Source organism: Marinospirillum insulare DSM 21763 (assembly GCF_000686905.1).
Lineage (GTDB): Bacteria > Pseudomonadota > Gammaproteobacteria > Pseudomonadales > Halomonadaceae > Marinospirillum > Marinospirillum insulare.
In genome coordinates, this window is the sequence record NZ_JMLW01000011.1 from 1 (window position 1) to 16142 (window position 16142).

Annotated in this window: 15 protein-coding genes and 1 rRNA gene; 10 read left to right on the forward strand and 6 right to left on the reverse strand. The window is 42.6% G+C overall.

Annotation, left to right across the window (positions count from 1 at the left end; genetic code table 11):
• Both BP27_RS0105730 and tyrS read right to left on the reverse strand, forming a co-directional pair.
• Window positions 1-131: ribosomal RNA gene (locus tag BP27_RS0105730) — 16S ribosomal RNA — on the reverse strand; the annotation flags it as partial.
• Window positions 132-571: 440 nt separating this feature from the next.
• Window positions 572-1771: a tyrosine--tRNA ligase gene (gene tyrS, locus BP27_RS0105740; protein ID WP_027850740.1), complete on the reverse strand. Its 1200-nt coding sequence runs from the start codon at window positions 1769-1771 to the stop codon at window positions 572-574.
• 126 nt (window positions 1772-1897) lie between these two features.
• Between tyrS and BP27_RS0105745 the strand changes: the two genes are divergently transcribed.
• The gene (locus BP27_RS0105745) at window positions 1898-3013 is read left to right on the forward strand and encodes an anhydro-N-acetylmuramic acid kinase (protein WP_027850741.1); all 1116 of its coding nucleotides are present in this window, start codon (window positions 1898-1900) and stop codon (window positions 3011-3013) included.
• 13 nt (window positions 3014-3026) lie between these two features.
• On the opposite strand, the gene erpA is transcribed toward BP27_RS0105745, so the two are convergent.
• The 4 genes from erpA to argC form a co-directional block, all read right to left on the reverse strand.
• Complete coding sequence (gene erpA, locus BP27_RS0105750; RefSeq protein WP_027850742.1) at window positions 3027-3380, reverse strand: iron-sulfur cluster insertion protein ErpA; 354 nt, start codon at window positions 3378-3380, stop codon at window positions 3027-3029.
• 105 nt (window positions 3381-3485) lie between these two features.
• Window positions 3486-4019: a bactofilin family protein gene (locus BP27_RS15365; RefSeq protein WP_084324527.1), complete on the reverse strand. Its 534-nt coding sequence runs from the start codon at window positions 4017-4019 to the stop codon at window positions 3486-3488.
• Entirely contained in the window at window positions 4020-4757 is a 738-nt protein-coding gene (locus tag BP27_RS15370; RefSeq protein WP_051610374.1) for a DUF6776 family protein, read from the reverse strand.
• A gap of 35 nt (window positions 4758-4792) precedes the next feature.
• On the reverse strand, window positions 4793-5842 hold the full coding sequence (gene argC, locus BP27_RS0105765) for an N-acetyl-gamma-glutamyl-phosphate reductase (RefSeq protein ID WP_027850743.1): 1050 nt from the start codon (window positions 5840-5842) through the stop codon (window positions 4793-4795).
• 156 nt (window positions 5843-5998) lie between these two features.
• Here argC and hemJ point away from each other — a divergent pair, with 156 nt between their 5' ends.
• The 9 genes from hemJ (at window position 5999) to BP27_RS0105810 (ending at window position 16092) form a co-directional block, all read left to right on the forward strand.
• Entirely contained in the window at window positions 5999-6436 is a 438-nt protein-coding gene (gene hemJ, locus BP27_RS0105770; RefSeq protein WP_027850744.1) for a protoporphyrinogen oxidase HemJ, read from the forward strand.
• 19 nt (window positions 6437-6455) lie between these two features.
• Window positions 6456-7277 carry a bifunctional hydroxymethylpyrimidine kinase/phosphomethylpyrimidine kinase gene (gene thiD / locus BP27_RS0105775; RefSeq protein ID WP_051610376.1) on the forward strand — a complete coding sequence of 274 codons (822 nt, stop codon included), beginning with the start codon at window positions 6456-6458 and terminating at the stop codon, window positions 7275-7277.
• Entirely contained in the window at window positions 7270-7956 is a 687-nt protein-coding gene (thiE, locus tag BP27_RS15375) for a thiamine phosphate synthase (RefSeq protein ID WP_084324528.1), read from the forward strand. The genes thiD and thiE overlap by 8 nt, the downstream gene beginning before the upstream one ends.
• Complete coding sequence (hemL, locus tag BP27_RS0105785) at window positions 7931-9214, forward strand: glutamate-1-semialdehyde 2,1-aminomutase (protein ID WP_027850746.1); 1284 nt, start codon at window positions 7931-7933, stop codon at window positions 9212-9214. The genes thiE and hemL overlap by 26 nt, the downstream gene beginning before the upstream one ends.
• Before the next feature lie 24 nt (window positions 9215-9238).
• The gene (locus tag BP27_RS0105790; protein ID WP_027850747.1) at window positions 9239-10813 is read left to right on the forward strand and encodes a bifunctional aminoglycoside phosphotransferase/ATP-binding protein; all 1575 of its coding nucleotides are present in this window, start codon (window positions 9239-9241) and stop codon (window positions 10811-10813) included.
• A 180-nt stretch (window positions 10814-10993) separates the two neighbouring features.
• Entirely contained in the window at window positions 10994-11431 is a 438-nt protein-coding gene (dksA, locus tag BP27_RS0105795) for an RNA polymerase-binding protein DksA (protein ID WP_027850748.1), read from the forward strand.
• A 90-nt stretch (window positions 11432-11521) separates the two neighbouring features.
• Window positions 11522-11695, forward strand: a complete 174-nt coding sequence (locus BP27_RS17290; protein ID WP_027850749.1) for a hypothetical protein — start codon at window positions 11522-11524, stop codon at window positions 11693-11695.
• A gap of 1 nt (window position 11696) precedes the next feature.
• A complete protein-coding gene (locus BP27_RS15380) occupies window positions 11697-14654 on the forward strand; it encodes an ATP-binding protein (protein ID WP_051610378.1) in 2958 nt (985 codons plus the stop codon).
• Window positions 14647-16092: a sigma-54-dependent transcriptional regulator gene (locus BP27_RS0105810; protein WP_027850750.1), complete on the forward strand. Its 1446-nt coding sequence runs from the start codon at window positions 14647-14649 to the stop codon at window positions 16090-16092. The genes BP27_RS15380 and BP27_RS0105810 overlap by 8 nt, the downstream gene beginning before the upstream one ends.
• Window positions 16093-16142 lie beyond the last annotated feature (50 nt).

Below are 16142 nucleotides of genomic sequence, written 5' to 3' on the forward strand. Positions count from 1 at the left end.
AGATACCCAAGTATTACTCACCCGTCCGCCGCTCGTCAGCAAGAAGCAAGCTTCTCCTGTTACCGCTCGACTTGCATGTGTTAGGCCTGCCGCCAGCGTTCAATCTGAGCCATGATCAAACTCTTCGGTTTAAAATCATAGTGTCACTTAAGGTGACTAATCTTGGCTCAAGGTTTCAAACGAATACTTGAATCTCAACCTGTCTAGTAAACTAAACCTGTAAAGCTTCTTATAAGCGCTTGCCTTGATATCTTGTGACTTCATCACAAGCCATCCCGCAAGCGCCCACATGAATGTTCCTGATGCTTCATTCTTAAAGAGCGGTGACTCAAAGTAGCTAGTTAATCAATCTAACAAGCTGCTGAATCAGAGGAGCGTAGTCTACAGCGTTTCGCCCCAGCGTCAAGCTTTGTTTTTAAATTCTTTAAAAGAAATACCTTTAAAAACAATCCTTTACACCCCTTGCCAAAGCTTTTCTAACTGCTTATTTCTAAGCACTCCCTGACAAGAGAGGCGTATTATAGGCACTAACTTTTTAAACGCAAGGGGTTTTTGAAAAAATATTACAAAATTATACTAAGCGTACTTTTGCATAGTTTTTCTTTCCTACTTGAATAACCTGCTCGCTGCCTTTTGCTAGACGGAAGGCTTCATCTACCACCTGATGATCAACCTTCACCGCACCTCTTTTTACTGCGTCTTTTGCCTGCGCCCCATTGGCAGTTAAACCTGCTCGATTAATGATTGCAGCGATTGGTAAATCTGCCTCACCTTCAAGATCAACATCCACTTCGAGCAAGTCTTCTGGTAACTCACCTTCTCCTAGACGGTTACCCGCCGACTTGTGCGCATTGGCTGCTGCTTCTTCACCGTGAAAACGCTCAATCAGTTCTCTTGCTAGCAGTATTTTAATGTCTCTTGGATTGGCGCCTTGCTCTACATCTTTCTTTAATTGGTCGATTTCTGCCAAGCTCTTAAAAGATAGCAATTCAAAATAGCGCCAAATTAAGCTATCAGGCATAGAAACTAGCTTATTAAACATAACACCTGGCGCTTCATCTATACCTACATAGTTGCCTAAGGATTTCGACATTTTCTGCACGCCGTCCAATCCTTCTAGTAAAGGCATAGTAATAACCACTTGTGGCTCCTGACCCCGACCCTTTTGAAGCTCTCGCCCCATTAACAAGTTGAATTTTTGATCGGTACCACCTAGCTCTATATCTGCCTGCATTGCTACTGAGTCGTAACCTTGAACTAGAGGATAAAGAAACTCATGTATAGCGATAGGCTGATTACTCTTGTAACGCTTTTCAAAATCATCCCGCTCTAACATACGCGCTACTGTCTGCTGTGCTGCCAAACCAATTAAATCTGAGGCAGACATTTTACTCATCCACTCTGAGTTAAATACTACCTGCGTTTTCACTGGATCAAGCACTTTAAAAACTTGATCCTTATAGGTTTGTGCGTTCTCCATTACTTCTGCTTCAGTTAGCGGCTTACGGGTTACGTTCTTACCCGATGGATCACCAATACGGCCAGTGAAGTCACCTATTAAAAAAAGCACGGTATGGCCTAGATCTTGAAGCTGGCGTAACTTATTTATTAATACTGTATGCCCTAGGTGTAAATCAGGAGCTGTAGGATCAAACCCAGCCTTTACTCTTAGCGGGCGATTTTCTGCTATTTTTTTTACTAGCTCTTCTTCAACTAGTATCTCGTGTGTTCCACGGCGAATAACTTCTAATGCCTCTTGCTGCTTATCCATTACTTTTCCTTACTTATCAATAGGGTGGTTTTAATACTTAGCCGTGTTCAGCCTAAAAATTTGTGGCAAAGTATAACACTAGGAAATAACTAATTAACCTTCTCACATTAACTCTAAGGAAAATTCATGAGCAGCCATTATGTTGGCATGATGTCAGGCACCAGCCTAGATGCAGTCGACGCACTATTAATTGATTTTAGCCTTAGCCAACCAAAACTAATCAAGCGCTGCTCGGTAGACCTACCCATTAAGCTAAAAGAGCTACTGACTTTTTTAGCTCATTCACAAAACCTAACCTTTAGACAATTAGCTGAAGCAGAAGATGGATTAACACGGCTCTATGCTGATTGCGCTTTGCAGCTTTTAGCAAACCTGCCAAACAATCTCCAACCTAAGGCCATGGGCTGTCATGGACAAACGCTAGAACACCAGCCTAATTTAGCACCCAGTTATACTTTACAATTACTCAACCCTAGCCTACTTGCAGAGCTAACTGGACAAAATATAATCGCTGACTTTCGGCGAAGGGATTTAGCAGCGGGTGGCCAGGCTGCACCTTTGGTGCCGGCTTTTCACCGCAATGTATTCCAGTCTTTAGCCAAAGATAGGATTATTGTGAATTTAGGCGGCATCGCTAATGTGACTTACCTACCTAAAAGTTTAGAACAAGATGTAATTGGCTTTGATACCGGGCCGGCTAATTTACTGCTTGATTACTGGCATCAGCTGCATTGGAAGCAACCCTTTGACGAAGGCGGTCAAAATGCTTCAGGCGGAAAATTACTAACTAGATTACTTGAAGCTGCCTTAGAAGATGAGTTTTTTTCCTTGCCAGCACCTAAAAGTACCGGTCGTGAAAAGTTTAACCCTAACTGGTTAACTAAACTTCTCTCAGGCTTCTCAAAAGAACAATTGAATGCACAGGACGTACTTAGAACTTTAACTGAACTTACTGCTGCCTCTTTGACTGATCAAATACAGTTACTTGATCCTGACAGCGAAGCTGAAATATTTATTTGTGGCGGGGGTTGGAAGAACAGTTTTTTAATAGAAAGGATTCGCAAACTATCGCCTGCTCAAAAAATCGCTTCTACTGAGGTTCTAGGTATTCCACCTCAGGATGTAGAAGCAGCTGCCTTTGCTTGGCTAGCTTGGCGACACGTGCAAAATAAAAGTGGCAACCTTCCTAGTGTAACAGGCGCTTTAGGCGAAAGAGTGCTAGGTGGATTTTATCCTGCCTAGTCTTTTGTGTCAGTTACACTGAGAAAGAGGAACCACAACCACAAGTAGTTGATGCATTAGGGTTAACGATAATAAACCTTGCCCCTTCTAACCCTTCAACATAATCGACAGTTGAACCACTTAAATAAGGGTAACTAAGTTCATCAAGTAAAAAACGAACGCCCTGCTCATCAATAACAGTGTCATCTGGCTGAATTTGATCATCGAAATCAAAACCATACTGAAAACCTGAGCAACCACCACCCGTCACATAGACACGAAGGCTCAAATCAGAATTAGATTCTTCTTCTACTAGACTTTGCACTTTCTTAATTGCGGCAGGAGTGGCGAGAAGTGCTTGAGGTACAAAACTTACGGCAGAGGTCATATATTTAACTCCAAGATGCTGAGTTAAAGTTTGACTTAACCCAGCACTCTAGTCAAGTATGCAAGTACCAGCTAGTTGCCAATTGCTAGCAACTAGCTGTAGCTGTTACTTTTTAGCTAAATCCTTAGGAGGAACATTTATCTGATTTGGCTCAGCCACTGGAGAAGCTGCTAGCTTTGGAGCAACACTAGCTTTGCTTTCTTTATTTGTATCAACTGTTCCTTTAGGTTTTTCTCGGGTCACTTGTTTAGGCATTTTTGCCCTTTCGTTACCCTTACCACTCTTGTAGCGATGTGCTAGGCGACCATCAACTTGAGAACCCATAACCATCTCTACTGTATTGTAGAAAATATCCCCTTTGATAGCGGCTTTAGCAGCTAATTCTAAATGCTCACAAGAATGAACATCGCCTACAATAGTTCCGTTAACAATGACATGAGGAACAGATACTTCACCCTCGACAAAGCCTTTGTCACTTACTCTTAATACTGCCTTAGACTCATCATCAGCAATAATATTCCCATAAACTTTACCGTCTATATGAAGACCGCCAGAAAAGTGTATATCTCCAACTATCTCTGCTTTACCTGATATTAGAGTGTCGAAATTATTGCTCGGTGGCGTTTTATTCCCAAACATTTACTTGGTCTCCTGGCTAATCCAGTCAAATTCTGTTTCGATGCGCATAGCTTTGTTTCCAGTTGATTGCAAAATTACCTGTACTTTTTCTGGCTTGAAGTCTTCTGGCAAGTGTATCTGTCCTGCTACGTTTTGAAAGAAACGAAACCTAAACCGAACACTTAGCTCATCAACCTCAGGCGAAACATCTTTTAGTGGCAAGGTAACATTTAAGGTTTTTCCACGAGACCCAACCAAACTAACCAAGGCGCGCCCTTCAATAAATGAATTATTATCAGTAACTTGAGTGATAACTAACTGATAATCAAATACGCCAGCATCTTCTGTTGGCTTAATATCAAATCTATCTATTCTAAGCCCACGGTCAGCTTTTTCAGGTGCCATAACTCGCTGATAAAAATGCAACTCATTTTCTAATTTTGCAATTCGCGCATTTAAGTTGAGCACTGTTTGCTGTACCTCTTGCTGGGCTTGCTTATCAACAGCATTACTACTTTCAGTGACCAACACTCTACGTCTTAACTCAACCAATTCTTTTTCTTGTTGGCGTGCCGTAATTCTAAGTTCGTTACGCTCAACAACTGCTGTACCACGCTCATGCCATATAGACCACTGCCCAAAATAATAACCACCAACAGCCAGTGCAAGCATCAAACATAAAACAATTACACGAGTAATTAGACGCCGGGCCGGGTTATAAGCAACGATCTCCAGGCGTTCGCCCTGTCCTTTATTCATTTTTTTATCCGCAACTGCTTAGTTAACTACAAAGCTTAGGGCATAAGTCCTGCATAGGTTAACCCTGCCAGCTCATCCTGACCAAACATGATATTCATGTTTTGTATTGCCTGTCCGCTGGCACCTTTGACCAAGTTGTCAATAACTGCAAGAACAATAACTAAATCACTGCCTTGTGGTCTGTGTAATCCGATTCTACACACATTTGCCCCGCGCACACTACGAGTTTCTGGACAAGAGTTCCACGGCATTATATCCACAGACGGCTCATTCTTGTAGCGCATTTCAAAAAGTTCTTGTAACTCTGCGTCGGTTAATCCTTGGTTCGCCGTATTCAAACGCACGTAAAGCGTTGCATGAATACCACGTATCATAGGTAACAAATGCGGCACAAATGTTAAGCCTACTGGTTGACCAGCAGCCTTGGTTAACTCTTGAGTTATCTCTGGGTGATGTCGATGATTACCGACAGCATAGGCTTTGATGCTTTCTGCCGCCTCACAAAAGAGCGATGGAACTTTAGCCCCTCGACCCGCACCTGACACACCTGTTTTACAGTCAGCAATAACCCCTTGGGTTTCTACTAGGCCTTTTTCAAACAAAGGCAACAGCCCAAGTTCCACTGCTGTTGGGTAGCAGCCTGGTACTGCAATTAAGCGTGCAGTTTTTATTTCTTCTCTAGCTATTTCTGGCAAACCGTAAACAGATTCTTTTAAAAGCTCTGGAGCACCATGCGGCTGGCCATACCACTCAGCCCACTCCTCAGCATTGTTTAACCTAAAGTCAGCAGACAAATCGATTACTCTTGTGCCAGCATCTAATAATTCACCCGCAAGCGCATGAGCAACACCGTGAGGCGTAGCAAAGAAAACCACATCGCAAGCGGCTAAAAGCGCAACATCTGGCTCTGTAAAGAAAAGGTTAGAGTAGTGACCTCGTAAGTTAGGGTACATTTCTGCAACACCAACGCCTGCCTCAGAGCGTGAAGTTATAACTTCAACCTGTGCATTCGGGTGAGATGCTAGAAGTCGCAGCAATTCAACACCTGTGTATCCTGTACCACCAACAATACCTATTTTTATCACTTTACTCTCCTAACCGTTATTGCTTAGTCTTTTACTCTAGGCGTGTAATCAATAATACACAAAATCACTTGTTAAGTATGCCACCTAAATACGTCTTATTACCTTTAGAAGCTATGTTAGAGTATCCTTCTTTTCTTTTACTCGCTTGGATTACTAATGACTTACTTATGGCTTAAAGCCTTCCACCTGATTGCTGTAGTCACTTGGTTTGCTGCACTTTTTTATCTTCCAAGACTGTTTGTTTATCACTCACAGGCTTTAAAGGAAGGCGATACACAAGGAGTAGAGCGCTTTAAAACAATGGAGCGCAAACTTTACAGAGGTATAATGAATCCCTCCATGGTCGCCGTGCTCTTGCTAGGTACTGGCTTACTTAGCTTGAACTTTGCGGGCTACTTAGCTCAAACTTGGTTGCAGATTAAACTAGGTTTAATCGTCTTATTGCTAATTTACCATTTTTGGTGTGGTATCCTGCAACGCAGCTTGGCTTTAGATAATAATAAGCAAAGTGAAACTTGGTATCGTGTTTTTAACGAACTACCCGTCTTTATACTTATTTTTGTTGTGCTCCTGGCGATTATCAAGCCTTGGTAAAGCATTGGACGTTTGAACTATGATCAAACTTGGGGTTCACCCTAATTTTCAAAAAAAACATCCACCTGTACTTGCTATTGGCGGGCACGACCCTTCAAGTGGAGCTGGCATAATTGCAGATGCTCAAGCTATTTTAGGCTTAGGTGCTTGGCCTATCACTTTGATTTCCTGTTTAACGGCTCAAAACACCCAACAAGTAAAACAAATTACTTACCAGCCCATTGAAGCACTTCAGCTACAGTTAGAAGTGTTACTTGCTGACTTCACACCTGCAGCCATAAAGCTGGGTGTCTTGGGTAGTTTAGAGGTGCAAGAGTTAGTTGCAAAACTAATTAAACGCTACCCTCAAACATCTTTGGTTATTGATCCAGTACTGGCTAGCACCAGCGGCACCAGCTTCACAAGCGACAGTTTAATAGGGCATCTAAAAGAAGAAATTCTACCCTACGCCACCCTTATTACACCTAACCTGCAAGAGCTAGAGCAGCTAGTTCCAAACAAAGAAACCGTTGAAAGCCAAGCTCAAGAACTCATTAAGCTTGGCTGCAAAGCCGTCTTAGTGACCGGTGTTCATAAACAAACGCACACTGTCAGAAACTTGCTTTTTACCAATTCAACTAACGAGCCCTTAGTAAACCGTTGGCAACGTTTAGAAGGTGAGTTTCATGGTTCAGGCTGCACACTTGCTTCGGCTGTTGCTGCCTTGCTTGCCCGTGGAGAAGCACTCCCGCAAGCCTCTGTTAAAGCGCAAGACTACACTTGGCAGAGTTTAGACAAAGCACTCAAGCTTACCGAAGGTCAGTTACTACCCCTTAGAATTCGAGAAGATAATCATGCCTAATCAACAAGCATTACGAGGCATTTATGCAATAACTGATGCAGACCTACTAGCTGACGATACTCAGCTACAAACAGCTGCTGAGTCTGCAATGCGTGGTGGCCTAAAACTCCTGCAATACCGTGATAAAACAGCAGACCCTAGTAAAGCATTGCGCCAAGCCCGTCTTTTAGCAGACCTGTGCCTTAGCTACAATTGCCAACTGATTATTAATGATGACCCAGAACTTGCTAAAGCAGCTAATGCCGCAGGTGTTCACCTAGGTCAAAGCGACTCCAATCTTATTGATGCACGTGAGTTATTAGGTAAAAAGGCCATTATTGGTAGCACTTGCCATAACAGCATTGAGCTAGCTTCTCTAGCTGCTCAATCGGGTGCTAGCTACCTTGCTTTTGGTCGTTTTTTTCCTTCTTTAACCAAGCCCCAAGCTCCATCAGCCTGTTTAGATATTTTAAAAGTTGCTAGCCAGTTTAACTTACCGCTCGTAGCTATAGGTGGCATACAGCCAGAGCACCTTCCAAGTTTAGCTAAGGCGGGGGCGAGCATGGTTGCAGTCGTAGCAGGTATTTTTGCTCAACCCTGCCCCAAAACCGCAGTAGAGACTTATCGCAATATTTTCGAACCCACTCTTTCTTTTACTTCTTATGAGGCCAATTATGACACGCTCAGCAGATCTGTTTAAACGTGCGCAAGAATTTATTCCAGGTGGCGTTAACTCACCTGTCCGTGCCTTTAAAGGCGTTGGTGGAACACCTTTATTTATAAAAAAGGCTGAAGGTGCATACCTAGTTGATGAAGATGACCAACGCTATATAGATTACATTGGCTCTTGGGGGCCGATGATTACGGGTCATGCTGATAAAGATATTTTAGATGTAGTGCGTAGCCGTTTAGATTTAGGTTTATCTTATGGTGCACCTACTGAGCTAGAAACTGAAATGGCTGAAGTGCTTTGTAAGCTAGTACCCTCTATGCAAAAAGTACGCATGGTGAACTCAGGTACTGAAGCAACCATGAGCGCTATTCGCTTAGCAAGAGGTTACACAGGTCGAGATAAAATTGTAAAATTTGAAGGTTGCTACCATGGTCATAGCGACTCCTTACTTGTGAAAGCAGGTTCTGGCGCACTAACTTTTGGTGTGCCTACCTCCCCGGGTGTACCTGCAGACCTTGCACAACACACATTAACTCTCACATTTAATGACATTGAGGGTGTACGCGCTTGCTTTAAAGAGTTAGGCGACCAAATTGCTTGCATTATTGTTGAACCAGTAGCAGGGAATATGAACTGCATTCCACCCCAAGCAGGTTTTTTAGAAGCCTTACGTGAGGTGTGTACAGAGAGCGGCGCATTATTAATTTTTGATGAAGTAATGACAGGTTTTCGAGTTGCCTTAGGTGGCGCACAAGAACACTATAAAGTGGACCCGGACTTAACCACCTTAGGTAAAATAGTTGGCGGTGGTTTTCCAGTAGGTGCTTTTGGTGGCAAGGCTGAATTTATGGATAAGCTCTCCCCACTAGGGCCTGTTTACCAAGCGGGTACATTGTCTGGTAATCCCTTAGCTATGGCTGCAGGATTAGCACTACTTAAAAAAGTCAGTCAGGCTGATTTCCATAAACAGTTAAGCAGCTATGCCAAGCGCCTCTGCCAAGGCTTAGAAGAAAGAGCTAAGGCTGCTGGCATACCTTTTGTTACACAACAAGCAGGCGGTATGTTTGGCTTGTTTTTTACTGAGCAATCGGCCGTTAATAACTTTGCTGATGCGACTGCATGCAACCTAGAGCGGTTCAATGCCTTCTTTCATGCCATGCTTAAAGAGGGTGTTTATTTAGCACCATCCGCTTATGAAGCAGGCTTTATTTCTTCCGCTCACCAAGAAGAAGAACTGGAAGCAACTTTAAATGCAGCAGAGCAAGCTTTTGCTAGCTTAAAATAAATTCATTTCACCAAGGAGCTGCTCGTGAACGAGGCATTAGTCCAAGCATTAAAAAACCCAACAAGTTACCCACACCCTGTTGATGAGGTACTGGTTAGAGAAACGCATATATCTTGGGTTTTCTTAGCAGGCGAGTTTGCGTACAAACTTAAAAAACCCGTTAACTTTGGTTTTTTAGACTATTCCTCTCTCGAGCAGCGCAAGCATTTCTGTGAGTTAGAGTTAAAGCTTAACCAGCGTTTAGCACCCGATTTTTACCTTAATGTTTTACCTTTATCGGGCAGTGCTGAAGCACCTAGTTTTGATGATGCTTCTGCTCCGTTTGAATACCTATTAAAAATGCGTCGCTTCGATGATTCGCAACTTTTAAACGCCTTGCAACAGCGTGGTGAACTTAAAGAAGAACACCTTTTGCAACTAGCTGAAGAATTGGCTGAATTTCACCATAAGTTAGCGCCTGGCTTACCCCCTAATAATCTTGGTACGCCAGAAGCCATTTGGTTTCCAGCACAGCAAAATTTTGATCAAATTCGTGATTTACTCGACGATGAAGCAAGTTTAAAGCAACTCAAGCTACTTGAAGACTGGTCTAAAGATACGTTTTCACGCTTTGAAAATACTTTTGCCCAGCGTTTAGCCGATGGCTTTGTACGCGAGTGTCATGGTGACCTACACCTGGGAAACACTACGCTTTGGCAGGGTAAAGTCGTTGCCTTTGACTGCATTGAGTTTAACGATGCTTTTCGCTGGTGCGACGTTATTAGTGACCTAGCCTTTTTAATTATGGATTTAGAAGACCGTGGCCTGAAAAAAATGGCTCAGGTGACTCTGAACCACTACCTAGAACAAACAGGTGATTACGAAGGGTTAGAGCTACTTTGTTTCTACAAGGTTTACCGTGCTTTAGTCAGAGCCAAAGTAAACCTCTTCCGCTTAGCTCAACCCGGCTTAGATGAAGAAGATAAGGCTACGGTTATGCGCCAATACCGTAGCTACACCGATCTAGCAGAAAGCTATACGGACTTTCACTCACCCTATCTACTCATTACCCACGGTTTTTCTGGCAGTGGTAAAAGCACTTTAACTACTGGTGTTGTAAGAGAGTTAGGTGGCATCCGCATTCGATCCGATGTAGAGCGTAAGCGTATTTTTGGTTTAAAACCTGAAGAAAGCAGTCAATCAACAGAATTGACTGGAGGCATTTATACTGCTGAGGCAACAGAACAAACCTATAACCGTTTATCTAAACTCGCCAACAGTGTTCTACGCTCATGCTTTCCTGTCACCCTCGATGCCACTAACCTAAAGAAAAGCCAGCGTGACCAGTTACATGCAGTAGCAGAAAGCCTTGGGCTACCATCTTTAATTATTTCCTTAACAGCTGATGAAGCTACCTTACGTCGCCGTTTAACCAAGCGCATTCAAGAAGGAGAAAAAGTTGCTGAGGCCGACCTATTAGTACTTGAGCACCAGCTTGCAAATCATGACCCTTTAACAACAGAAGAATTAAACCGTGCTGTTACTGTGGATACGGATGCACCTGCAGCAAGCCAAATGCTAGTAAAGCTAATTCGTGACTACTTACGTTTAGAGGACTAAATACTTTCGTTTTTTAAATTTTTTTGTGATTTAGACCTACTTTAGGCTAATGCTAGCGTTACCCCTGCTAAAAATTTAGGTATGATCCTTGCAATTAGCTAAGAATTGCATTAAATAATCTAGTCTTTTCGCTCGGTAGCTACCGAATACAGGACGACTATTACGCCACGAGGCAAGGCTATGCCAGAGAGTAAGCAAGATATGAATAATAACCAAAGCTTTACACCTTACCAAGAAACGTCTGGTGAGGAGTATATGAGCAACAATCAGCTAGACCACTTTCGTAAAATTTTGCAAGACTGGAAACAAGATTTAATGGAGGAGGTTGACCGTACAGTTAAAAACTTAAAAGAAGAAGCTTCTAACTTTGCAGACCCTGCCGATCGTGCAACTCAAGAAGAAGAATTTAGCTTAGAGCTTAGAACTAGAGATAGAGAGCGAAAGTTAATTAAAAAAATTAATGAAACACTGACAAGCATTGAAGAAGATGACTATGGTTATTGTGAAGCTTGCGGTATAGAAATAGGTATTCGTCGCCTAGAAGCTCGCCCAACAGCAACCATGTGTGTTGACTGTAAAAGTTTAGCTGAAATTAAAGAAAAGCAAATCGGTGGCTAAAGCTTAAGCAATGCTCCTGTTTAACCCAGCGCCCTGCTGGGTTTTCTTTCAAGTTAAAGTAATTTCACACTAGCGAGCAGAATTACCAGCATGTATGCCTACCGCCTTATCTTATTGCTAGTCACCCTAGGTTATTTTTTCTCACCTTGGTTACTTCAACCCTGGGGCAGTAGTGACTGGTATAAACCCTTTGTTTTTTGGGCTGGACTTATCGCAGCTACGCTTTGGCTAGAGCAAAAGCGCCGACTTGAGCTGCTAGAGTAATATGAGCTTTACTCTGACCCAAATATTTGGCTTAGGTGTTGGCTACCTCTCTCTACTGTTTGCTTGTGCTTGGATAGTTGAAAAAAACTGGTTACCCAAAAAAGTAGTTAAGCACCCTTTAGTTTATGTTCTAGCGCTGGGAGTTTATGCTAGTGCTTGGGCTTTTTATGGTTCTTTTGGCTTAGCTCATCAATACGGTTATGGATACCTAACCTACTATTTAGGCATAGCAGGTATTTTTGTACTCGCTCCTCTCTTGCTTTCACCTTTACTTAGGCTGGCTCGCACCTATCAACTTTCATCGCTTGCAGACCTATTTGCTTTTAGGTATCGAAGCCGCTGGGTAGGTGTAGTTGTAACCCTAGGCTTACTATTTGGAAGCATGCCGCTTTTAGCTTTACAAATTCAAGCTATCGGCGATGTTATTTACCTACTCACTAACGAGTCTTCGCCCTATCATTTAGCTTTTGTATTCTGTGCTGTCATTACACTTTTTGCTATTTTGTTTGGTGCAAGGCACATCTCTTTAAGAGAAAGACACGAAAGCCTGCTCTTTGCGATTGCCTTTGAATCTTTAGTTAAGCTGGTAGCTTTTTTAGTTTTAGGCGCAGCAACGCTATATAGCGTCTTCGGTGGTTTCGATGGCTTAGAAGTTTGGCTAACAAATAACAGCGCCACACTCAATGCCGCACAAGAGCCCCTAGAAAGTAACCAGTGGCGCACTCTGTTGCTTGTTTTTTCTGCAACCGCACTCACCATGCCGCATATTTTTCATATTATTTTCACAGAAAACCCTTCAGAAGAAGCTATGATGCAATCCAGCTGGATGCTACCTATCTTCTTATTACTGCTAGCTATACCTGTGCCTATTATTTATTGGGCTCACCAAGCACTAGGAAGTAGCTTACCCGTTGAGTATGCAACCCTTTCCCTAGGTGGTTATTGGGGGCTTCTATCTTTTATTATTGGTTTAGCGGCAGCTAGTGGCACCATTATTGTTATGACTCTCGCACTGGCACCCATGGTACTTAACCACCTGGTACTTGCGGTTTATCAGCCCCCTGCTGACTTCGATATTTATTTTTGGCTGATACGCATGCGCCGCTTGCTTATTGGCTCTTTAATCTTTGTTGCCTACCTGGTTTATTTGATTGTTAGTGTTGAACATGACCTAGCTACTCTTGGCTTATCTGCTTTTATAGTCACCTTGCAATTTTTACCCGGTGCTTTAGCACTATTGTTTTGGCCTATAGCTAACCGTAAAGGTTTATTAGCAGGTTTGTTGGCTGGCTTTATAGTGTTAATTCTTGGCTTAGGCTTTCCACTTTTGTTCAACATTCATCAACTGACTGTACAGGGCCTAACTTTTCAACTGAAAGGTATAGATGACTGGTACTCAATTACTGTCTATGCGACCACAGCTAACATTGGCTTATTTATTCTTATTTCTCTGCTAACTAAAATTAGTGAAGAAGAGAAAGCTGGGGCACTTGCCTGCTCCCAAAATGCCTTATTCTTTCCTAAGCGCTTACAGTTAAAAGCTAGGAATGTTGAAGACCTAGTTAGACTTTTAAGCATTCCTTTGGGTATAGAAACTGCACAAAGAGAAGTAACTAGGGCAATAAATGAATTAAGTATTAACCCATTAGATGTTCGTCCTTACACCCTAAGGCGCTTGCGAGATCAAATTCAAGCCAACCTATCTGGGCTAATGGGCTCAGCAGTTGCCCAAGAGCTAGTTGACCGTTATTTGCCTTGGCAACGCCAAGAAAAACCTTCAGATAATGACATCCACTATATTGAACGCCACCTAGAAGACTACCGCTCTCGTCTAACGGGTATGGCAAAAGAGTTAGATAAACTGCGCCGCCACCACCGTCAAACACTGATGTATTTACCCGTAGGTATTTGTGCGCTGGGTAATGATCAGGAGGTTTTAATGTGGAATAGAGCAATGGAAGGCTTAACCGGTATAAGCAGTGATCAGGTTATTGGCTCTAGAGTTCGCCACCTTCCAGAGCCTTGGAGCCAACTTTTAAATAACTTTCTTGAAGGTTCTACTAATCCGGTTTATCGCCAACCTTTAAAAAACACCGACGGTAGCACTGCCTGGTTAAGTTTGCATAAAACAAAGCAAGATAACCCTGCAGCCTTGATGGGCGGCACTATTTTATTAGTAGAAGATCAAAGTAACTTAAAGCTGCTTGAAGACGAACTCTTGCATAATGAACGTCTTGCATCTATTGGTCGTTTAGCAGCGGGAGTCGCTCATGAAATTGGCAACCCTGTGACGGGTATTTCTTCCTTAGCACAAAATCTACATTACGATGCTGAAGAGCCTGAAATAGTTAGAGAAACCAGCCAGCAAATACTAGAACAAACCCATCGTATTACCAGCATCGTTCAGTCATTAGTTAATTTTGCTCATGCTGGTAGACCAAGTGATAGCTTAAAGTTTGAACAGGTTAATTTACATGGTGCTCTACAAGAAGCCATTAACTTAATTTCGCTTAGTCATAAGGGTGCCAACCGAATTTATACCAACCTTTGCCCAGAAGACCTTTATGTAATGGGTGATGCTCAACGTCTAGTGCAGATTTTTGTGAACCTTATAGCTAACGCTCGTGATGCAACCGTAGATGGAGGCAAGGTATTGTGCATGGGTCAACAAAAAGGGCAGGAAGTTATTCTAGAAATTCACGATAACGGTGACGGTATATCCCCACAGCACCTAGAGCATTTATTTGAGCCTTTTTATACAACTAAGCAAGTTGGTGAGGGCACTGGCTTGGGACTAGCGCTAGTTTATAGTATTGTCGAAGAGCATGATGGACAAATACAGGCACTTAGCCCTAGTCCAGAATTTCTAAGTGGCAGCTGTTTTCGCTGCCGCTTTCCACTACCTATACCTACAAGTAGTGAGCTAACTTATCAGGAGTCATCAACCAACCATGAGTAAAGTACTGATTGTTGAAGATGAAGGGATTATTCGTTCTGCTCTAAGACGACTACTAGAGCGCAATGGTTTTCAGATTGCTGAAGCAGGCACTGTTGCTGAAGCACGCCAATTACTAGCTGAACAACCTTTTGATTTAATTATTAGTGACCTTCGCCTACCAGGTGAAGAAGGAACAGCATTAATTAACCAAGACATTCCTGTGTTAATTATGACTAGCTATGCCAGCTTACGCTCAGCTGTTGATGCTATGAAACAAGGTGCTGTTGACTACATAGCAAAACCTTTTGATCATGATGAGATGCTTTCTGCAGTTAATCATATTCTCAACCAGCACAGACGACAGCAAACACCTGAAAATTCACCCTCTGCTAACTCAGAAGTAGAAAGCTCCGCAGATGGTTTACAAGGTATGCTGGGTGAAAGCCAAGCAATGCAAGCTGTCTTTCAGCAAATAAAAAAAATTGCTCCATTCAATACACGGGTTCTTATTCTTGGTGAGTCTGGTACGGGTAAAGAACTGGTGGCTAAAGCACTGCATAATTTAAGCCCTCGCCATAAATCACCCATAATTAGCGTTAACTGTGCAGCCATACCTGAAACATTAATTGAGTCGGAACTTTTTGGGCATGAAAAAGGAGCTTTTACTGGTGCCAATACTAGTCGCAATGGTTTGGTTGAGGCTGCCGACGGAGGAAGCTTGTTTCTTGATGAAATAGGCGAACTACCTCTTGAGGCTCAGGCTAGACTGCTCAGAGTTTTACAAGAAGGCGAAATTAGAAGATTAGGCTCAGTAGAATCTAGAAAGGTTGATATACGTCTTATAGCTGCAACCCACCGTAATATTAAAACCCTAGTCGACCAAGGAAAATTTAGACTCGATCTTTACTACCGTTTGAATGTTATTGAACTGGAGCTACCCTGTTTAGCAGAGCGTGAAGATGACATTTTGCTAATTGCCGGAAGCTTGCTTAAATCCTGCTGTGAACGCCTAGGTAAACCTACCTCTCGCTTTTCAAAATCTGCTATGAGTGCACTCTTAGCTTATTCTTGGCCGGGTAATGTGCGTGAATTAGAAAACAGGGTAGAGCGTGCCGTTATTTTAGCAGACGACACCCTCATTCATGCTGAGGATTTAGAGTTACCTCAAGCTATTCAGCAACCCAAAAAAGCCAACTTCACCACCTCTCTCAAAACGAGCAATAATCAACCTGTAACTGAGGCCCTTGAAGTACCAACGGCTGATGATACGTCTAACCCAGCGCATTTACCTCTAGATGACCTTTCACTAGAAGACTACTTTGTGCGCTTTGTAGAAGAAAATGAAGATCAAATGAGTGAAACACAGTTAGCTAAAAAACTAGGCATTTCTAGAAAGTGTTTATGGGAAAGGCGTCAAAAACTAGGTATTCCTAGACGTAAAACCAGTGCTTCACGATAAAAAAACAAGTGTTACCGTTACACCCAAACTGCCATATAAAGCTCTAAAAC

Bases quoted from the DNA above. Each gene is read 5' to 3' on its own strand.
- thiE (WP_084324528.1), top strand. From the start codon at position 7,270: ATGCCTAATCAACAAGCATTACGAGGCATTTATGCAATAACTGATGCA.
- BP27_RS15370 (WP_051610374.1), bottom strand. From the start codon at position 4,757: ATGAATAAAGGACAGGGCGAACGCCTGGAGATCGTTGCTTATAACCCG.
- erpA (WP_027850742.1), bottom strand. From the start codon at position 3,380: ATGACCTCTGCCGTAAGTTTTGTACCTCAAGCACTTCTCGCCACTCCT.
- BP27_RS15365 (WP_084324527.1), bottom strand. From the start codon at position 4,019: ATGTTTGGGAATAAAACGCCACCGAGCAATAATTTCGACACTCTAATA.
- hemL (WP_027850746.1), top strand. From the start codon at position 7,931: ATGACACGCTCAGCAGATCTGTTTAAACGTGCGCAAGAATTTATTCCA.
- dksA (WP_027850748.1), top strand. From the start codon at position 10,994: ATGCCAGAGAGTAAGCAAGATATGAATAATAACCAAAGCTTTACACCT.
- BP27_RS0105745 (WP_027850741.1), top strand. From the start codon at position 1,898: ATGAGCAGCCATTATGTTGGCATGATGTCAGGCACCAGCCTAGATGCA.
- hemJ (WP_027850744.1), top strand. From the start codon at position 5,999: ATGACTTACTTATGGCTTAAAGCCTTCCACCTGATTGCTGTAGTCACT.
- tyrS (WP_027850740.1), bottom strand. From the start codon at position 1,771: ATGGATAAGCAGCAAGAGGCATTAGAAGTTATTCGCCGTGGAACACAC.
- BP27_RS15380 (WP_051610378.1), top strand. From the start codon at position 11,697: ATGAGCTTTACTCTGACCCAAATATTTGGCTTAGGTGTTGGCTACCTC.
- thiD (WP_051610376.1), top strand. From the start codon at position 6,456: ATGATCAAACTTGGGGTTCACCCTAATTTTCAAAAAAAACATCCACCT.
- BP27_RS17290 (WP_027850749.1), top strand. From the start codon at position 11,522: ATGTATGCCTACCGCCTTATCTTATTGCTAGTCACCCTAGGTTATTTT.
- BP27_RS0105810 (WP_027850750.1), top strand. From the start codon at position 14,647: ATGAGTAAAGTACTGATTGTTGAAGATGAAGGGATTATTCGTTCTGCT.